The sequence below is a fragment of the Rhodococcoides corynebacterioides genome (assembly GCF_019834675.1).
GTDB classification, from domain to species: domain Bacteria; phylum Actinomycetota; class Actinomycetes; order Mycobacteriales; family Mycobacteriaceae; genus Rhodococcoides; species Rhodococcoides corynebacterioides_A.
Window position 1 is genome coordinate 213690 of the sequence record NZ_JABUBU010000001.1, and the last position, 17511, is coordinate 231200.

Here is a 17511-nt window from a genome sequence, read left to right on the forward strand (position 1 = left end):
GCGTCGGTATGAGGTGGTCAGCGCCGCCAATCTTCGTACTCGTCGTCCTCGTACCGGGACGGTTCCCGGTCGACGAGTCCGTTGCGGTGCGAGTCGGGGGAGCCTGCGAGCTCTCGCTGGAGAGATTCGAAGTCCGTCGACGGCGAGCTGTACTTGAGCTCACGTGCAACCTTGGTCTGCTTTGCCTTAGCCCGGCCGCGGCCCATGGCTAACCCCCTCGCGAATAGCGGGGCGGCCTGGGATTTTTTGGCGGCCCCGTCTGATTGTGTGTTCTTCCTGCCCCACACCATAGCCTGCAAATGTCCGACGCGCTCACACCGCATCGAGTGGCGCCGCGCGTCGTCGCGCCCGCGCCGCCATGTCCCGCGCCTCCCGGTACACCTTGGGAGCGAAACCCTCGATGTCCAGCAGGGTGTCCATCGCCGAGACCGAGCTGCCGAGGAACAGATCACGTACCGTCACACCATGGTCGGGGACGTCCGTGACCTCGATGTGGTCACCCGCGGCGAGGTGCCCCGGCCGCAGCACGCGGAGGTAGGTGCCGACGTCGGCGCGCTCGGTGAACCGCTTCACCCACCGCGACTCACCCATCCAGCGCGCGAACGCGGCGCAGGGACGGCGGGGAATGGTGACCTCGAGCACGGCGGTGCCCACCGCCCACCGCGAGCCGACGACGGCGTCCGTCACCGGGACGCCGGACACCCGCAGGTTCTCCCCGAACCAGCCGGCGGGCACGGGCCGACCAAGCTCGCTCGCCCACCGCGCCGCTTCCGCGTCGTCGTAGGCGTAGACGGCCTGATCCGCCCCGCCGTGGAACGTCACGTCGCAGGATCGATCACCGACCAGTCCGAGCTCGGCGACCTCGACGGGACCGGCGACCGAGCGCTTGTCGATCGCGGAGTCGACGACGGCCGGGCGCGAGATCGGGTGGATGGTGTGGACCACGCAGACGTCGAGCACCCGCCCCGCGGGATCAAGACTCACCGGCCACGCAGCCGATCGACGGCGGCGCGACCGGCCTGGATCGCGGTGTCCGGGGTGTAGGAGTCCGGATCGATCGACGCCGCGCACGGCCCCGCGGTCAGCGCGGTGTCCACCGGCACGGCCCGCTTGATCAGGGCCAGGGCGATCGGGCCGAGTTCGAAGTGGTCCACCACCGTGCCGACGCGGCCGACCGTGCGTCCCTCGGCGGTGACCTCGTCACCCGTCTCGGGGCGCCCGTCCGCCGACCCGTCGAGGTGCAGCAGCACCAGACGCCGGGGTGGTTTGCCCAGGTTGTGCACGCGCGCGACGGTCTCCTGTCCGCGGTAGCACCCCTTGTCCAGATGCACCGCGCCGAACTCGGTGACGCCGCCGATCCAGCCCACCTCGTGCGGAATGGTCCGCTCGTCGGTGTCCAGGCCCAGGCGGGGGCGCACGGTCTCGACGCGCAACGCCTCGTACGCCCAGCTGCCCGCCTCCCGCGCGCCGGCGACGACGAACGTCGCCCACCACTCCTCGAGGCGGTCGCGCGGGACCAGGACGTCGAACGAGTCCGTGCGCGAGGGCCACGGCATGCGGCGGACGAAACCGGGACCGCCCCCCGGCAGCGCCGCTGCGTCGTACGGCATCTCCGGCACCGGCGCGCCCACCGCCCGCAACACGGACGGGGCCTGCGGGCCGATCAAGGACAGCACGGCCAGTTCGCCGCCGTCCCGAGGCTCCGCCTTCGACCAGAACACCATCTTCGTCAGGAACCCGAGCAGAGCGGGGCCGCGCGCGGCCTCGGTGTCGATCCACGTGGTGCCGTCGAGGTCGGTCAGCACCAGGTGGTCCTCGACGCGGCCGTTGACGTCGAGGCTCAGGTTCTCCGCCGAGCGGCCGTCCGGCAGCGACGCGATGTGCTGCGAGGAGATGGTGTGCAGCCAGGTGAGGCGCTCCTCGCCGGTGACGGCGAGCACCGCGCGGGTGCTGCGGTCGACCACCGCGACGGAGGTGGTGGCGGCGCGCTGCTCGCCGAGCGGATCGCCGTAGTGCCAGGCGGTGCCGACGTCGGGGCTGTCGGCCGGGGAGGCGACGGCCCCCGGACGGCCGAGAACGGGGGAGGGCGGGGACGTGCGATCGGGAGAGACGGCCACCCGACCAGTCTAGAAGCGTGTGCGGGCGGCCTGCAGGGGGCGGCGGGTACTCGGCACTACCCTGTCGCCATGACCTCTCGCGTCGTGGTGACCCTGGCGGGCGACGTCCTCGATCCGGCCGTGCCCGTGCTGCACGCGGACGATCTCGGGGCCGTCCGCGGCGACGGCGTCTTCGAGACCCTGCTGGTGCGCGACGGGACGGTCTGTCGACTGGACGCACATCTGGCGCGACTGCGGCGGTCGGCGGCGGCCGTGGACCTGGGCGAGCCCGACCTCGACGCCTGGACCCGCGCGATCGGCATCGCCGCGACGGCCTGGGGCACGGCGGAGGAGGGCGCGATGCGGCTCTACCTCAGCCGCGGCCGGGAGTTCGACGACGGCGGCGAGACGGCGGTGGTCACGGTGTCGGCGATTCCGCCGCGCGTGGCCTCGGCGCGCGCGGCCGGGGTGACCGCGACGACGTTGGCCCGGGGATATTCCGTCGACGTGGCCGCGGACGCGCCCTGGACGTTGCTCGGGGCGAAGACGCTGTCCTACGCGGTGAACATGGCCGCGCTGCGGCACGCGCAGCGCGAGGGCTTCGACGACGTGATCTTCCGCAGCGCCGAGGGCTACGTCCTCGAGGGGCCGCGCTCGACCGTCGTCGCCGTCACCGACCGGGTGGTGACCACCCCGCCGGTGGAGCACGGCGTGCTGCCGGGCACCACCGTCGACGCGCTGTTCGAGACGGCGTCGGACGCCGGGTTCACGTGCCGACGGGCGCCGCTGCGGATCGCGGATCTCGTTCTGGCGGACAGTGTCTGGCTGGTGTCGTCGATCACCCTGGCGGCGAAGGTCACCACGCTCGACTCCACGGTCTTCGGCGTCACGGCCCTCGACGGCGCCATCCGCGAGTGGGTGGACACCGCCGTCTCGCGCTGAACAGTGCGCCGTGCGTCCGGACGCCGGACCCCCGGGTGACGTGGATCGCCCATGACCGCGGACACAGTCCGTCGCTTTACTACTACGCGTAGTAGTAGCGTCGTCGCTGCAGGTCGAACGCCCTGTCCTGCGTGCTGCGAGAGAAGTTGGCCATGGACGCACTCGATGTCTCCCGGTGGCAGTTCGGCATCACCACCGTCTATCACTTCCTGTTGGTTCCGCTGACGATCGGGCTCGCCCCGCTGGTCGCCGCCATGCAGACCATGTGGGTGATCACGGGCAAGGACTCCTGGTACCGGCTGACCAAGTTCTTCGGCAAGCTCTTCCTGATCAACTTCGCGCTCGGCGTCGCCACCGGCATCGTCCAGGAGTTCCAGTTCGGCATGAACTGGTCGGAGTACTCGCGCTTCGTCGGCGACGTCTTCGGGGCGCCGCTGGCCCTCGAGGGACTCGTCGCGTTCTTCCTCGAGTCGACCTTCCTGGGGCTGTGGATCTTCGGCTGGAACCGGCTGCCGAAAGTCGTTCACCTGGCGACGATCTGGCTGGTCGCGATCGGCGTCAACGCCTCCGCGTACTTCATCATCGCGGCCAACAGCTGGATGCAGCACCCGGTGGGGGCGATCTACAACCCGGACACCGGCCGGGCCGAGCTGGTCGACATCGTCGAGATGCTCACCAACAACACCGCGCTGGCCGCGTTCCCGCACGCCGTGGCCGGATCCTTCCTCACCGCAGCGACATTCGTCGCCGGCATCGCCGGGTGGTGGATGGTGCGCAGCGCCCGTCGCGGTGAGACCGGGCCGGAGTCCGACGCCCGCACCCTGTTCCGACCCGCCGCGCGCCTGGCCTTCGTCGTCATGATCGTCTCCGGGGCGGCCCTCGCGGTCACCGGCGACATCCAGGGCAAGCTGATGTTCGACCAGCAGCCCATGAAGATGGCGTCGGCGGAATCGTTGTGCCACACCGAGACCGGCGCGGCGTTCTCGATTCTCACCATCGGCACGCACAACGACTGCGACAGCGTGCAGCACATCGTCGCCATCCCGGGTCTGACCTCGTTCCTCGCCGAGAGCGACACCGGCGCCACCGTGCAGGGCGTCACCGAACTGCAGGCGCAGTACGAGCAGATGTACGGACCGGGCAACTATCGCCCCAATCTCTTCGTCACCTACTGGGCGTTCCGCGCCATGATCGGCCTCGCCGCCGGCTCGGCCGCCCTCGCGCTCGCCGGCCTGTGGGTCACTCGCGGCGGCCGAATTCCCGACCAGCGCTGGTTTTCTCGCCTGTCGCTGCTCGCGATCCCGACGCCCTTCCTGGCCAACAGTGCCGGGTGGATCTTCACCGAGATGGGTCGCCAGCCGTGGATCGTCGCCCCCAACCCGACGGGCGTCGACATGATTCGGCTGACCGTGGACCAGGGCGTGTCCGACCACCCGGTGGGCCTCGTCGTCGCCTCGCTCGCGACCTTCACCGTGGTCTACGCCGCCCTGGGTGCCGTGTGGTTCGGCCTCATGCGGCGCTACGTGCAGGCCGGGCCGCTGGGGCACGACCGTCACCCGCACGCCGAGAACACCGACGACACCGACGATTCCGACGACACCGCACGCCCGTTGTCGTTCGCCTACTAGGAGCGCAGCCATGGCCACCCCCGAGTTCTGGTTCGTCCTCGTCACCGTCCTGTTCGTCGGCTACTTCGTGCTGGAGGGCTTCGACTTCGGCGTCGGCATGCTCGTGCCGGTCCTGGGCCGCGGTGCGGCCCCGGTCTCAGGACGCGGCGCGTCGTCGGAGATCACCGAGAAGCGACGACGCGTGGTGCTCAACACGATCGGCCCCGTCTGGGACGGCAACGAGGTCTGGCTCATCACCGCGGGCGGCGTCCTGTTCGCCGCCTTCCCCGAGTGGTACGCCACGCTCTTCTCCGGGTTCTACCTGCCGCTGCTGCTGATCCTGGTCGCGCTGATCCTGCGCATCTGCGCCATCGAGTACCGCGGCAAGATCGACGATCCGGTCTGGCGGCGCCGCTGCGATCTGGGCATCGGCATCGGATCCTGGGTGCCGGCGGTGCTGTGGGGTGTCGCGTTCGCGAACATCGTGCGCGGCGTCGCCGTCGACGAGAACAAGAAGATCGTCTCCGGCCTGCTCGATCTGCTGAATCCCTACGCCCTGCTCGGCGGGGCGACGACGGCACTGCTGTTCCTCTTCCACGGCGCGGTGTTCGTGGCGCTCAAGACGTCCGGCGACGTGCACCGCGACGCCGACGCGCTCGCCCGGCGACTCGCCCTGCCGGCGACGGCCGCGACGGGCACGTTCGCGCTCTGGACGCAGCTGGCCCACGGCAAGACCTGGACCTGGTGGCTGGTCGGCGGCGCGGTGGCCGTTCTGCTCGCCGCCGTCGTCGCCGCGCACGCCGGCCGGGAGGGGTGGGCGTTCCTCGGCACCACGGTCACCATCGCCGGCGCCGTCGTCCTGCTCTTCGCCTCGCTGTTCCCCGCGGTGCTGCCCTCGACCCTCGATCCGGCGTGGACGCTGACCGTCGAGAACGCGTCGTCGTCGGAGTACACACTGCGGGTGATGGGGTGGGCGACCGTGATCGTCGCCCCGGTGGTCCTGGGGTACCAGGCGTGGACGTACTGGGTCTTCCGGCGTCGGCTGTCCGTCGCCGACATCCCCGACTCGATCGGTCTGGCCCGATGACGCGGCGACGGCGCGGACCGGTCGACCCGCGCCTGTGGACCAGGTCCGCCGCGGGCCGCCGCTACCTGCTCGCGTCGACGGCACTGTCGCTGGTCACGACCGTCTGCGTCGTCGTGATCGCCATCGTCGTGGGCACGATTCTCGCCGGCGTGGTCACCGATCCGCTCCGCCGGACGCCGGGGGAGTGGGCCGTCGAACTCACGATTCTGGGTCTCGCGGTGGTCGGCCGCGTCGCCGCGACGCTGCTGCGGGCGCGCACCGCGCACCGGTCGGCGACGCGGGTGGTGCAGGACCTCACGGCCGAGGCGCTCGACGCCGCGGCGCGCCTGCCCGAGCGACGCCTCGCCGACCGACGCGCCGAGTGGACCACCGTGCTCACGCGCGGTCTCGACGGCCTGCGCCCCTACCTGACCGACTACGTCCCGTCGCTGCTCCTCGCCGCCACGGTGACCCCCGCGGCGCTGGTGGTGGTGGCGTGGTTCGACCCGCTCTCCGCCGTCGTCGTCGCGGTGACGCTGCCGACGATCCCGGTGTTCATGATTCTCATCGGCCGGCTGACCGAGGGACGCTCGCGCCGCACGCTCGACGCCTCCGCCGCCCTGGCCGGACGGCAGCTCGACCTGCTGGCGGGCGTCCCGACGCTGCGGGCACTCGGACGGGAGCGCGGCCCCGAGACGCGCGTCGCCGAGCTCGGCGATCGCCACCGCCGCACCACGATGCGCGCGCTGCGCACCGCGTTCCTGTCCTCGATGGTCCTGGAACTGCTCGCGTCCCTGGGCGTCGCCCTGGTGGCCGTCACCATCGGTCTCCGCCTGGTCCGCGGCGAGATGGAGCTCGCGCCCGGCATCGTCGCGTTGATCCTCGCGCCGGAGATCTACTACCCGCTGCGCGCGGTGGGCGCGGCCTTCCACGCGTCCGAGGACGGCGCGGAGGCCGCCGACCGCGTGTTCGCGCTCCTCGACGAGGACGCGGAGAGACCGCGCACGGGAACCGTCGATCCGCTTGTGGCGCACCCGCTTCGGTGGCACGACGTGACCGTCGACGGGCGGGACGGACCCGCGCCCGACGGGCTGTCCGCCGAGTGCCGGCCCGGCGAGGTCACCGTGCTGACCGGACCCAACGGGTCCGGCAAGTCGACCGCGCTGGCCGTTGCCCTCGGCCTCACCGATCCCGACCGCGGGCACGTCACGGTCGGCGACGTGAACCTCGCGGACCTCGACCTCGAGCGGTGGTGGGCGTCCGTGGCCTGGCTGCCCCAACGTCCCGCGATCACGGCCGGAACCATCCGCGACAACGTGTGGTGCGACGACGACGAGCTCGTCGCCTCGGCCGCGTCGACGACGGGTCTCGACGCCGTCGTGGCGTCGGCACCGAACGGGTGGGGGACCCGACTGGGCGACGGCGGCGACGGCCTGTCGCTGGGGGAGAGGCAGCGTCTCGCCCTGACGCGGACCCTGGCGTCGTCGGCGCCGGTCCTGCTGCTCGACGAGCCCACCGCACATCTCGACTCCGACAGCGCCGCCGCCGTTCTCGCCGCGCTGGTGCGGCTCGCGGACGAGGGACGCGCCGTGGTGATCGTGGGTCACACCCCCGACGTGCTGGCCGCCGCGGATCGGATCGTGACCGTGTCGGCTCCCGCCGCACGTGCGGCGAGTTCGCGATGACCGACCTGCGCCGGGTGCTCGGCCTGGCCGCCCTGGACCGTCGCCGCATCGCGTGGGCCGTGCTGGCCGGCGTCGCGACGCTCGGCAGCGCACTCGCCCTCTCGGCGCTGTCCGCGTGGCTGATCCTGCGGGCGTGGCAGATGCCGCCCGTCCTGCACCTGACCGTCGCCGTCGTGGCGGTTCGCGCACTCGGCATCAGCCGGGGCATCTTCCGCTACCTCGAACGTCTGGCGACCCACGACGTCGCACTCCGCGGCACGGTCGCCCTGCGCGCCGCGCTGTATCGCGCTCTCGCACAGGGGGAGTCGACGGCGGCGTGGCGGTTCCGGCGCGGCGACCTCGTCGTCCGGACCGGTGAGGACGTCGACGCGATCGGTGACGTCGTCGTGCGCGCGCTCGTGCCCGCGGCGGTGGCCGCGGTCCTCGCCGTCGCGTCGGTGGGTCTGCTCGCCGCCTTCTCGCCGGCCGCCGCCGCGATCCTCGCCGGGTGTTTCCTGCTCGCGGGTGTCGTGGCGCCGATTCTCACCGCCCGCGCCCAGACCGACGACGACGCCGACCACGCCCGCGCCCGTGCGGAGGCGGCGGCCTCGACGGTGCTGGCGATCGAGTCCGCCGCGGAACTGCGCGTCGCCGGTCGGCTGGCCGGCGTGCGGGGACGGGCCGCGGCCGCGCACCGCGACGTCGCGGCCGCGGAGGACCGCGCCGCCCGGTGGTCCGCCCTCGCCGCCGCGGCGGGACCGCTCGCGACGGGCGTCGCGGTCGTCGGGGCCCTGCTGGTCGGGACGGTCGCGTACGGATCCGGCACGGCCTTCGCCGGAGGTACGTCACCGACGTCGCTCGCGATCGTCGTCCTCGTGCCCCTGGCCGCCTTCGAGGCCACGTCCGTCCTCCCCGCCGCGGCGGTGGCGGTGGTACGCGGGCGTCTCGCGGCACGGCGCATCGCACGGCTGCTCCCCTCGCCCGACGGGGCGGCGCGCGTCCCCGCGTCGGCGACCGACCGGCCCGGTCTCCACCTCGACGGCCTCGTCGCCGGCTACGACTCCGCCCGCACGACGGCGCCGATCACCACGACGATCGCCCCCGGTGACCGCGTCGCCCTGGTGGGTCGCAGCGGCGTCGGCAAGACGGCGCTGGCGCTGACGATCGCCGGGCTGCTGCCCCCGATCGCGGGCACCGTGCGGCGGGGGTTCGGCGGCGACGACCCCCGTGCCGGGGTGACCTTCTTCGCCGAGGACGCCCGGGTGTTCGAGACGACGGTGTTCGAGAACCTGCGGGTGGTGCGGGGTGACCTCACCGAGGCCGAGGCTCTCGCCGCCCTCGACGCGACGGGACTCGGTGGCTGGGTGCGCGCCCTGCCCGACGGTGTCCACACGATGCTGACGGGCGGCGACCGGTCGGTCTCCGGCGGGCAACGGCGTCGCCTGCTGCTGGCCCGGGTCGTGGTCTCGCAGGCGCCCGTCGTCGTGGTGGACGAGCCGACCGAACACCTCGACGACGCGAGTTCGGCGCGCCTGCTCACCGCCCTCCTGGACGCCGACTCCGGACTGCTCGACCCCGCGACCACCGTGCTGGTCATCACCCACCGCCCGGTTCCGGACGGGGTCCGCACGGTCACGATCGGCGGTGCCGACGGCGGTTCCGCCGGCGTTGTGGCGGGCCGTGTTCACCTCGAGAAAAAGTCGTTGCCGACCCCGCTCGGTCGGGCGTAGCGTCGTCGGTACACGAGAGAGGAGGTGGTTCGAAGTTGTATGACTTGTGGACACGTGAGGTGGCTGCCCGCTAGCCGCACCCGCTGACGGTATTCACCGGAATCTCCGCGCGAGCGGCGGGCGAATACCAGGTAGTCACCCGGCCCCCGAGCCCTCGGTCAGTCCAGACCGAGACCCGGTGCGGCTCTCCTCCCGAGAGCCCACCCGGTACGGCTCGGGGGCCGCTTCCGTTGTGGTGGGGCGTCTTTCGCGGAGATGGACGGCACGAGGCGAGTCTGTGCCGGATCACCGCAGACGGCGCAAACGCCCACCGACGGTGCGCCGGTGTGCCACGCTCGTGTCATGAGCGGACGCGAGCAGGATCAGGGCAGCGACGGCACCGAGAACGGCACCGACGACGGGAGCAACGGCAGCGCCGAGGAGACGGTGGGTCCCGAACTGACGCAGGAGGATCTGGACCGGGCCGGCGAGAAGATGGACGGTCTGAACGAACGCTACGAGACCGGCGCTCGCGAGACGGTCACGCTCCCGGGGACCAACGGCACCGTCTCGGGGACGGCGTTCGCGGACATGGTCGACGGCGAGTCCGCTCGTGACGAGTCCGCCGAGGGTGGGGACACCTCACAGGAGGAGGCGGCCGCCGACGAGGAGGGTCAGCCCGCGTAGCGCTCCAGGCGCGCGGACAGTCGGGGAGCGAGGTCGCCGTCGGGGCCGACCCGCTCCTCGACGTAGGCGAGGTCACCGCCCTCGACGATGCCGTAGAGCCGCTTGGCCCCGCCCACCAGCGCGGCGGACGTGCTGCGAATCACGACGTCCGTGGCCAGTTCCCACGACGACTGGTTGCGGGCGTGCCCGTAGTACAGCTCGACGACGCCGGAGGAATGCGTCAGCAGCAGTTCGAGGGTCTCGGGGTTCTCGGCGCCCGCGGCGTCGCTGCCGCTGATGCGCCAGAAGCCGGACTCGCGCAGATCCGCCGAGGCATAGGCACCGTCGTCACCCAGGCGCCAGCTGCGGGACTCCCAGATCAGGTACGGACCGCCGTCGTGGCTCACGACGATCTGCTGACCGAACCGGTAGTCGCCCTGCTCGTCGTGGCCCTCGCCCTCGCCGCGCCACACCCCGACCAGCGGAAGCAGCGCGAGCATCGCCGGCGAGATGTCCTCGCCCAGGCGGAGATTCGCGGTGTCGTCGGGCGCGGGCAGATCCGGCAGCGACGGGATGTTGCGCGTCGCGGTCTGCTTGGCGCGCTCCTCGGCGCGAGCGACCGCCTCGTCGCCGCTCAGCCGATCACTCACGACTCGTCGGTGACCAAGCGGTAGACGACGTAGAGCGAGAACCAGGCGATGAGGATCGACGCCAGTACCAGGAGTACCTCGAAGAAGATGACCACGTCACCAGTGTAGACGCCGCCGAACCGGGGTCGAGCACAGGTCGGGCGTGCGGCAGGACCGGGGCGCGGAGTCGACGCCGCGCCGAGTCAATACTGCGCGGGGCAACACTGTGTGATCTGACAAATCGGCTCGGGTCCGTCGTCCGGACAACTCTCATAGGGTTTTCACCGCTCGGGCAGCACGCCCGCGGCGAGGCCCCGGAAGGACGATCGGATCGATGCGCGTGACGAGGACGCAGTGGACGGCGCGAGTACGACGAACGGTGGTCGTCGCCTCGACACTGCTCCTGACGGTGGGCGGCCCGACGGCGCTCGCGGCTCCCGTGACCCCGTCCGATCCGCTGGGCCTCGGGGACGATCCGGTGGAGTCGGTCCTCGACGTCTTCGGGGCGGGGACCGAGGTCGACGTCGATCCGAACAATTACGCCCTCGACTGCCCCGACGTGCTCATCGTCGCCGTCACGGGGGCCACCGACTCCGAGACCACCCGCAACCCGCTGGACGAGGTGGACCGCCTGCCGTGGTCGAACTGGACCGGCAACGTGACGGTGCCCGTGGGCGAGGCCGAAGCCGATCACCCGGGCCGCGTGGGCTGGGTCTACGTCCCGTACGCCTCGACGTACGGCGTCGACGCCACCGCGATCGTGCCCACCTACCAGGAGTCGGTGCGGGAGGCCCTGGCCGGAACCAACCGCTTCCTGGAGGAGAACAAGGCGAAGTGCGGGTCCGGCACCAAGTTCGTCCTGCTGGGCTACAGCGTGGGCGCGGAGGTGATGGAGCGGCTCGCCGTCGACATCGGCTCCCGCCCGTCGACCGCCACCGTGACCAGCGACGACATCGCCGGAGTGGCCCTGGTCGGGGACCCGTACCGCCCGGCCGGAACGCCCTCCCTGGGCCGGCCGGGCCCGTCGGGCGGCGGGTTCATGTCCTCCGAGCCCAAGGACTACGGCACGCTCACGCCCAAGATGCAGTGGTTCTGTCGACCGGGCGACATCGCGTGCGACGCGCCGCTGCGGCTCGGCATCCTGCCCCTGGCGATGAACGTCTTCGGGCAGATGCACTTCACCTTCGCGGCGCCCGGTCTGCTGGTGACCGACTTCGCGGCCGCGGCGGCCGACCTCGCCGCCCGCACCATCGCCCACGTCTTCACCGACCCGGACTTCGCGACGTCGGACGAGTCGGTCCTCGACGTCATGCTCCGGGTGTCGGACCGGACCGAGGACACCAGCCCGACGCCGCCGCTGCCGTCGCCGCAGGAGGTGTCCGACGCCGTGCAGTGGGCGCTGGGGCCGGGCCGCCCGGTGGTGGAGGCAAAGCTGGCGGCCGAGGCCGAGGGATTCGCCGAGGACAACGCGGACATCTCGCAGCTGTGGGAGAAGCCGTACCTCGAACTCGGCTTCCTCCAGCACCTCTACTACTGGGACAATTTTCCCGACAACGGCCGCGACTGGGAGAGCGAGCGCATCGTCGGGTGGATCTCGGACCTCGCCCGCGAGCAGAGCGAGGCTCCGCCCGCACCGGCCCCGGCGGAGCCGACCCCGCCGACGGCGCCCGAGCCCCCGGCCGCGCCGCGGGTGATTCCGCCCGTCAACCCGGGCTACCTCGCGCCGCCGTCGCCGGAGCAGGAGTCGATCCCGACGACGTTCGACGAGATCCTGAAATCGCTCGGCATCCCGGCGGAGCCGGGTAAATAGACGCGAGCCCGGCGGAGCCGGGTAAATAGCCAACAGCCCCGCCCCGATCGTCGGGGCGGGGCTGCTGTGTGGTGCGGCTACTTCTCGACGAGCACGTCGGCGCTGTGCACGCCGGCCGACTCGGGGGCGACGGTGGCGGTGCCGTTGCCGGTCGAGGACAGGGCGCGCAGGGTCCACGTGCCGGGGGCGGCGAAGAAGCGGAAGTCGCCGGTTCCGGACGCCACGACCTCGGCGGTGAACTCACCGGTGGAGTCGAGCAGGCGGACGTAGGCGCCGCCGACGGGTTGCTGGTCGGTGGCCGAGAGGACGCGACCGACGATCACGGTCTCCTTCTCGACGTCGACGCCGGCGGGCAGGGTCTGTCCCTGGACGGGTGCTCCGCACATGATCAGCGAACCTCCAGCTCGATGGGTGCTCCGACGAGGGAGCCGTACTCGACCCAGCTGCCGTCGTAGTTCTTCACGTCCGACTTGCCGAGCAGTTCCTTCAGCACGAACCAGGTGTGGCTGGACCGCTCGCCGATGCGGCAGTAGGCGATCGTCGCCTTCTCGTCGTCGTAGCCCTTCTCCTTGTACAGGGCCTCGAGGGCGTCGTCGTCCTTGAAGGTGCCGTCCTCGTTGGCGGTGGTGCTCCACGGGATGTTGATGGCCGTGGGGACGTGGCCGCGCTGCTGCGCCTGCTCCTGCGGGAGGTGGGCGGGCGCGAGGATCTTGCCGGAGAACTCGTCGGGCGAGCGCACGTCGACGAGGTTCTTGGTGCCGATGGCGTCGATGACCTCGTCGCGGAACGCGCGGATCGACAGGTCCGGGGTCTGCGCCTGGTAGTGGGTGCGCTCGCGCTCCACGGTGTCCTTGGACAGCGGGCGTCCGTCGAGCTCCCACTTCTTGCGTCCACCGTCGATGAGCTTGACGTCCTGGTGGCCGTAGAGCTTGAAGTACCAGTACGCGTAGGCGGCGAACCAGTTGTTGTTGCCGCCGTAGAGGATCACGGTGTCGTCGTTCGCGATGCCGCGCGCGGACAGCAGGTCCGAGAACTGCTCCTGGTTCAGGAAGTCGCGGCGGACGGGGTCCTGCAGGTCCTTCTTCCAGTCGAGGCGGACGGCACCCTCGAGGTGGCCGCCGTCGTAGGCGGTGGTGTCCTCGTCGACCTCGACGAACACGGTCTTCGGAGCGTTCAGGTTCTGCTCGGCCCAATCGGCAGAGACCAGGACGTCGGAGCGGGCCATGGGTTTCCTTTCGGTGGTGCTGTCGGTGCTCGGTAGGTGGAGCGGGGTCGGATCAGGACGGGACGGCGGTGGTGCGGGCCGGCAGCAGCCGGCTCGCGAGCGGGTAGAGCCGGCACCCCAGGCAGAGGCCGAAGGCGGCGTTGAGGATGGCCGCGATCAGCGCGAACGCGGTGGCGACGTACCCGAGGGCCGGGAGCGCGGCGGCGAACCCGACGGTCCCGACGACGGCGAAGACGAACCCCACCGCCTGCGCGAACCGCAGCGGCGGAACGGGCTCGGTCTCGGTCACCGGGCCGAGGCGCGGGGCGACCAGCGACCGATGCACGACGCGGTACGGATGGCCGGCGGGGCCGCGCACGGCGCCGATCGCGAAGACGACGGTCTGGACACCGAGGACGACGGCCGCGGCGGCGACGCTCACTCCGGCCAGGAGGAGGACGACGGCCAGGACGACGGTGGTGACCCAGGCGACGGTGCGGGGACCGCGCACGTCGACCCGGGGGACGGTGCGGGGGGACGAATCGGTGTGGACACGGGACACGGATGCTCCTGCGGGGTGGGCTGCGAACCGGGGAGGGACACGGCCGGACGCGGCGGTGTCGGGAGGTGGCTCGTCCTCGGGGCACCGACGCGGTCGCGGGAGGGGCCCGATCGGGGCGCGTCGCACGCGAGTGCGGTCGGCGGGGAGAGCCGGTGATTCAGCGGCAGCGGCAGCAACAGCCGCCGAGGCGGCACAGATCCACTGTGCGGCGTCGGGTGAGCAGAAGCTCGCGGCTGGCGATCACGGCGCCCATCGTACCCGGGTCCCCGCACTTCCGGCAGGCGGGTGGTTCCCGACGGTCGTCAGCCGGCGTCGGGCCTCGACGCGGCCGTGACCGCGGCGCGTAGGTCCGCCGACGACGGCACGCCCGACGCACGGAAGCGCTCACGCAGGTCGCCGTCGAGCACGACGGTGGTGGGGAGGGACATGACGCGGAAGTCGCGGGCCAGTGCGGGGTCGGCCTCCATGTCGACCTCGACGTCGAGCACACGGTGCCCCTCGCCCGTCAGGATGTCGACGGCGGCGGCGACCACGCGTCGGACCGCACTGCAGGGCCCGCACCACTCGGCGGAGAAATGCAGCACCGTCACCGACCCCTCGGCGGCGCCGGCCGCGATCAGGGCCCGTCGACGTCCGGCGTCGGGTCCGGTACCGCCGGCCGCGCGGACCGCCCCGTCGCGGCGTCGGACCACGACGCCGATCAGCACCGCGACCACGACGACGGCGAGGAGAATTGCGATGCCGATCACGAGGTCCGGATCTCGCTGAGATCGATCGTGACGTTCTCGGCCTCGCCCTCGATGACGATCTGCCCGCCCTCGGCGGTCACCTCGGTGGGACGCAGGCCGAACGGCAGCTGCTGCTCGTCGATGGTGCGGGTGAACAGGCCGAGCACCGCCGGCTTCAGGAAGTCGGGGATGGTGTAGTCCGCCTCACCTTCGGGCCCGAAGTAGAGGTCCGTCGCGACGATCGACACCCCGCCGCCGTCGAGACGCAGTTCGGCGGTCACGCTCACCGCGGTGTCGATCGGCCCGACCGGCACGGTGCCGGACAGCACCACCGCACCCGCCGTGGTCTCGCCGGACCCGCCGGAACCACCGGTGCCGTCGGATCGGTCCGCCGGCGGTGCGGACACCTGCAGGTCGGGAATGTTCAGGAACCGGCCGAGGTCGGTGGCCTCGATGCGCACGCGGGCGTCGAGGTCCCCCACGGGGACGGTGCGGACGCCGCCGTCGACCAGGTCGGACGGGGGAATGCGCACGTCACGCAGGGTGGCCTCGACGGTGGTCTTCTCGACGTAGGGCGTCGGCACCTCGCGGGCACGGATTTCCACGCGGGAGTACCGGCCGTCGGCGAACTGCGTCAGGAACGGGAACCCGTGGACGGTCACGTCGGGGTCCGACACCAGGTCGCCGCCGTCGCGCAGAGCGCGGGAGACGCGGTACTCGGCGTACGCCGCTGCCCCGAAGTCGACGGCCAGCAGGACGGCCACCAGGGCGACCAGCCCGACGATCAGTTTGCGCACCGCGGTTCCACCTCCCTGGAGTGCACCCGTCGTGCGTCCGCCGGGCGGGGCCGCCGTGACCCGGCATCGCCCGTGCCACAGGCTAGTCTGTCCTTCGGCGCACACCCGAGACGAGGAGGGCCGCATGGAGCTGCTGCTGCTGACCTCCGACGCGAACCCGGATTCGGTGCTGCCGTCCCTGACGCTGCTCGCGCACCACGTGCGCCCCGTTCCGGCCGACGTGTCGTCCCTGCTCGAGGCGGGCAACGCCGACGTCGCGGTGGTCGACGCCCGCACCGATCTGGCCGCGGCGCGTGGTCTGTGCCGGCTGCTCGGCGCGGCCGGATCCTCCGTTCCCGTGGTGGCGGTGCTCACCGAGGGCGGTCTGGTGGCCGTCAACGCCGAGTGGGGTGTGGACGACATCCTCCTGCCCACCACCGGACCCGCGGAGCTCGACGCGCGGTTGCGTCTGTGCGCGGGTCGGCACGGCGGTGTCGCGGACACCGAGGCCACCGGCAAGATCACGCTCGGCGAGCTGGTCATCGACGAGGGCACCTACACCGCGCGGCTGCGCGGTCGCCCGCTGGACCTGACCTACAAGGAGTTCGAGCTCCTCAAGTACCTCGCGCAGCACGCGGGGCGCGTCTTCACCCGCGCGCAGCTGCTGCAGGAGGTGTGGGGTTACGACTTCTTCGGCGGCACCCGCACCGTCGACGTGCACGTCCGACGCCTGCGCGCGAAGTTGGGTACCGAGTACGAGTCCCTCATCGGCACCGTCCGCAACGTCGGCTACAAGGCCGTTCGTCCGTCGTCGCGCAAGGGCGGTACCGCCGAGAACGGCGCTACCGAAACCGATCCGGACTCCGGCGCTGCCGAGACCGACGCGACCGACGACGACTTCGCCGGGCCGGACGAGTCCCGCACCGACCCGAGAAACGAGCTGCTCACGTGACCGTGCACCTGGCCGACCGGCGCCCCACCGACAGCGAGCGGGAGGCCGTCGAGCAGGCGCTCGACCGGGCCACCACCGTCGACGGCGCCGCCCCGCTCTCGGAGCAGGCGGTCCGCGCGCTGCGCGGGCACGGGGACGGTCGTCACGTCCTCGCCCTCGACGGCGAGACCGTCGTCGGCTACGCGGTGGTCGAGGCGGCGACGGACTCGGCGCCGCAGATCGCCGAGGTGGTGGTCCATCCCGATCACCGTGGTCGCGGCGTCGGGACCCGGCTGGTCGACCACGTGCTCGACGTGCCCGCGGCGCGCGTGTGGGCGCACGGTCTGCTGCCCGCCGCGCAGCGGGTCGCCGAGCGCCTCGACCTGACCGTCGCGCGCGAGCTGCTGCAGATGCGTCGGCCGTCCACCGAGCCGCTGCCCGATCTCACGGTGCCCGCGGGTGTGTCGGTGCGGACGTACCGTCCCGGCGACGACGCCGAGATCCTGCGCGTCAACAACGCCGCGTTCTCCTGGCATCCGGAGCAGGGCGGATGGACGCAGGCGGACATCGACGAGCGCACGGCCGAGTCGTGGTTCGACCCCGCCGGACTCTTCGTCGCCACGCCCGCCGACGACGACACCCGGCTGCTCGGGTTCCACTGGACCAAGGTGCATCCGCCGGCCGGGTCCGACCCGGCGCTCGGCGAGGTCTACGTCGTCGGGATCGATCCGGCCGAGCAGGGTCGCGGATTGGGACGGGTGCTCACCCTCGCCGGTGTCCGGCACCTCGTCGACGCCGGGTTGCCGGCGGTGCTCCTCTACGTCGAGGCCGACAACGCCGCCGCCGTGCACACCTACGATCGGCTCGGCTTCACGCGGTTCCACACCGACACCGCCTTCGCGCGCCGCTGACGGACGGGCGCCGTCGGCCGTCGGTGAGACGAAGATCGCACCCGAGCCCCGGGGGTCCGGGCGTGCTGTTCACCTCCCGTTCACATACTCGGGGGGATCCGTCCACGCAGGGCGCTTACCTTTCGCTGCGGGCAACGCGTGTTGCCCGTTGCGGTCATGTCACCGCATCTCTCGTGCCCGCCGGTCCCTCTCGACCGGTCGAGGCTGGTC

The 17511-nt window shown here is 72.0% G+C and carries 18 protein-coding genes; 9 read left to right on the top strand and 9 right to left on the bottom strand.

All coding sequences use genetic code 11. The features are described from left to right. Window positions 1-17 precede the first annotated feature (17 nt). The 3 genes from HQ603_RS00970 to ygfZ form a co-directional block, all read right to left on the bottom strand. Window positions 18-206, bottom strand: a complete 189-nt coding sequence (locus HQ603_RS00970; protein WP_222676649.1) for a DUF3073 domain-containing protein — start codon at window positions 204-206, stop codon at window positions 18-20. A gap of 106 nt (window positions 207-312) precedes the next feature. Beyond that, on the bottom strand, window positions 313-984 hold the full coding sequence (locus HQ603_RS00975) for an MOSC domain-containing protein (protein WP_222682530.1): 672 nt from the start codon (window positions 982-984) through the stop codon (window positions 313-315). Next, entirely contained in the window at window positions 981-2117 is a 1137-nt protein-coding gene (ygfZ, locus tag HQ603_RS00980; RefSeq protein ID WP_222682531.1) for a CAF17-like 4Fe-4S cluster assembly/insertion protein YgfZ, read from the bottom strand. Before ygfZ ends, HQ603_RS00975 begins: the two co-directional genes overlap by 4 nt. Window positions 2118-2186: 69 nt before the next feature. Between ygfZ and HQ603_RS00985 the strand changes: the two genes are divergently transcribed. The 6 genes from HQ603_RS00985 to HQ603_RS01010 all read left to right on the top strand — a co-directional run bounded on the left by HQ603_RS00985 (window position 2187) and on the right by HQ603_RS01010 (window position 9771). Then, complete coding sequence (locus HQ603_RS00985) at window positions 2187-3038, top strand: aminodeoxychorismate lyase (RefSeq protein ID WP_222682532.1); 852 nt, start codon at window positions 2187-2189, stop codon at window positions 3036-3038. Window positions 3039-3190: 152 nt separating this feature from the next. Then, the gene (locus tag HQ603_RS00990) at window positions 3191-4666 is read left to right on the top strand and encodes a cytochrome ubiquinol oxidase subunit I (RefSeq protein ID WP_222682533.1); all 1476 of its coding nucleotides are present in this window, start codon (window positions 3191-3193) and stop codon (window positions 4664-4666) included. Between the two features lie 10 nt (window positions 4667-4676). Further along, window positions 4677-5732 (top strand): cytochrome d ubiquinol oxidase subunit II, encoded by a 1056-nt coding sequence (gene cydB / locus HQ603_RS00995; RefSeq protein WP_222682534.1) that lies wholly within the window; start codon window positions 4677-4679, stop codon window positions 5730-5732. Then, window positions 5729-7396 (top strand): thiol reductant ABC exporter subunit CydD, encoded by a 1668-nt coding sequence (cydD, locus tag HQ603_RS01000; RefSeq protein WP_222682535.1) that lies wholly within the window; start codon window positions 5729-5731, stop codon window positions 7394-7396. Before cydB ends, cydD begins: the two co-directional genes overlap by 4 nt. Further along, on the top strand, window positions 7393-9105 hold the full coding sequence (gene cydC / locus HQ603_RS01005; protein WP_222682536.1) for a thiol reductant ABC exporter subunit CydC: 1713 nt from the start codon (window positions 7393-7395) through the stop codon (window positions 9103-9105). The genes cydD and cydC overlap by 4 nt, the downstream gene beginning before the upstream one ends. A 342-nt stretch (window positions 9106-9447) precedes the next feature. Beyond that, a complete protein-coding gene (locus tag HQ603_RS01010; protein ID WP_261773186.1) occupies window positions 9448-9771 on the top strand; it encodes a hypothetical protein in 324 nt (107 codons plus the stop codon). Here the strand turns inward: HQ603_RS01010 and HQ603_RS01015 are convergent. Next, entirely contained in the window at window positions 9759-10400 is a 642-nt protein-coding gene (locus tag HQ603_RS01015; protein WP_308126296.1) for an FABP family protein, read from the bottom strand. The two genes, HQ603_RS01010 and HQ603_RS01015, sit on opposite strands and share 13 nt — an antisense overlap. Before the next feature lie 313 nt (window positions 10401-10713). Between HQ603_RS01015 and HQ603_RS01020 the strand changes: the two genes are divergently transcribed. After that, window positions 10714-12189 (top strand): cutinase family protein, encoded by a 1476-nt coding sequence (locus HQ603_RS01020; RefSeq protein WP_222682537.1) that lies wholly within the window; start codon window positions 10714-10716, stop codon window positions 12187-12189. A gap of 77 nt (window positions 12190-12266) precedes the next feature. Here HQ603_RS01020 and HQ603_RS01025 read toward each other — a convergent pair whose 3' ends face one another. The 5 genes from HQ603_RS01025 to HQ603_RS01045 form a co-directional block, all read right to left on the bottom strand. Continuing rightward, complete coding sequence (locus tag HQ603_RS01025) at window positions 12267-12575, bottom strand: DUF1416 domain-containing protein (RefSeq protein WP_222682538.1); 309 nt, start codon at window positions 12573-12575, stop codon at window positions 12267-12269. Between the two features lie 2 nt (window positions 12576-12577). Next, a complete protein-coding gene (locus tag HQ603_RS01030) occupies window positions 12578-13414 on the bottom strand; it encodes a sulfurtransferase (RefSeq protein ID WP_222682539.1) in 837 nt (278 codons plus the stop codon). A 52-nt stretch (window positions 13415-13466) separates the two neighbouring features. Continuing rightward, window positions 13467-13955, bottom strand: coding sequence for a DUF4395 domain-containing protein (locus HQ603_RS01035; protein WP_222682540.1), 489 nt, complete (start codon window positions 13953-13955; stop codon window positions 13467-13469). 302 nt (window positions 13956-14257) lie between these two features. Beyond that, the gene (locus tag HQ603_RS01040) at window positions 14258-14704 is read right to left on the bottom strand and encodes a thioredoxin family protein (RefSeq protein WP_222682541.1); all 447 of its coding nucleotides are present in this window, start codon (window positions 14702-14704) and stop codon (window positions 14258-14260) included. Beyond that, the gene (locus HQ603_RS01045; RefSeq protein ID WP_222682542.1) at window positions 14701-15480 is read right to left on the bottom strand and encodes an LmeA family phospholipid-binding protein; all 780 of its coding nucleotides are present in this window, start codon (window positions 15478-15480) and stop codon (window positions 14701-14703) included. Before HQ603_RS01045 ends, HQ603_RS01040 begins: the two co-directional genes overlap by 4 nt. 124 nt (window positions 15481-15604) lie before the next feature. On the opposite strand from HQ603_RS01045, the gene HQ603_RS01050 reads away from it, so the two are divergent. Further along, the gene (locus HQ603_RS01050; RefSeq protein ID WP_222682543.1) at window positions 15605-16411 is read left to right on the top strand and encodes a winged helix-turn-helix transcriptional regulator; all 807 of its coding nucleotides are present in this window, start codon (window positions 15605-15607) and stop codon (window positions 16409-16411) included. Window positions 16412-16413: 2 nt separating this feature from the next. Further along, window positions 16414-17301 (top strand): mycothiol synthase, encoded by an 888-nt coding sequence (mshD, locus tag HQ603_RS01055; RefSeq protein WP_308126356.1) that lies wholly within the window; start codon window positions 16414-16416, stop codon window positions 17299-17301. The last annotated feature ends 210 nt before the right edge of the window (window positions 17302-17511 follow it).

Excerpts from the sequence above, each read along its gene's own strand:
- HQ603_RS01010 (WP_261773186.1), top strand. The coding sequence starts at position 9,448 with ATGAGCGGACGCGAGCAGGATCAGGGCAGCGACGGCACCGAGAACGGC.
- HQ603_RS00990 (WP_222682533.1), top strand. The coding sequence starts at position 3,191 with ATGGACGCACTCGATGTCTCCCGGTGGCAGTTCGGCATCACCACCGTC.
- cydC (WP_222682536.1), top strand. The coding sequence starts at position 7,393 with ATGACCGACCTGCGCCGGGTGCTCGGCCTGGCCGCCCTGGACCGTCGC.
- cydD (WP_222682535.1), top strand. The coding sequence starts at position 5,729 with ATGACGCGGCGACGGCGCGGACCGGTCGACCCGCGCCTGTGGACCAGG.
- HQ603_RS00970 (WP_222676649.1), bottom strand. The coding sequence starts at position 206 with ATGGGCCGCGGCCGGGCTAAGGCAAAGCAGACCAAGGTTGCACGTGAG.
- HQ603_RS01025 (WP_222682538.1), bottom strand. The coding sequence starts at position 12,575 with ATGTGCGGAGCACCCGTCCAGGGACAGACCCTGCCCGCCGGCGTCGAC.
- HQ603_RS01020 (WP_222682537.1), top strand. The coding sequence starts at position 10,714 with ATGCGCGTGACGAGGACGCAGTGGACGGCGCGAGTACGACGAACGGTG.
- HQ603_RS00985 (WP_222682532.1), top strand. The coding sequence starts at position 2,187 with ATGACCTCTCGCGTCGTGGTGACCCTGGCGGGCGACGTCCTCGATCCG.
- HQ603_RS01050 (WP_222682543.1), top strand. The coding sequence starts at position 15,605 with ATGGAGCTGCTGCTGCTGACCTCCGACGCGAACCCGGATTCGGTGCTG.
- HQ603_RS01030 (WP_222682539.1), bottom strand. The coding sequence starts at position 13,414 with ATGGCCCGCTCCGACGTCCTGGTCTCTGCCGATTGGGCCGAGCAGAAC.
- cydB (WP_222682534.1), top strand. The coding sequence starts at position 4,677 with ATGGCCACCCCCGAGTTCTGGTTCGTCCTCGTCACCGTCCTGTTCGTC.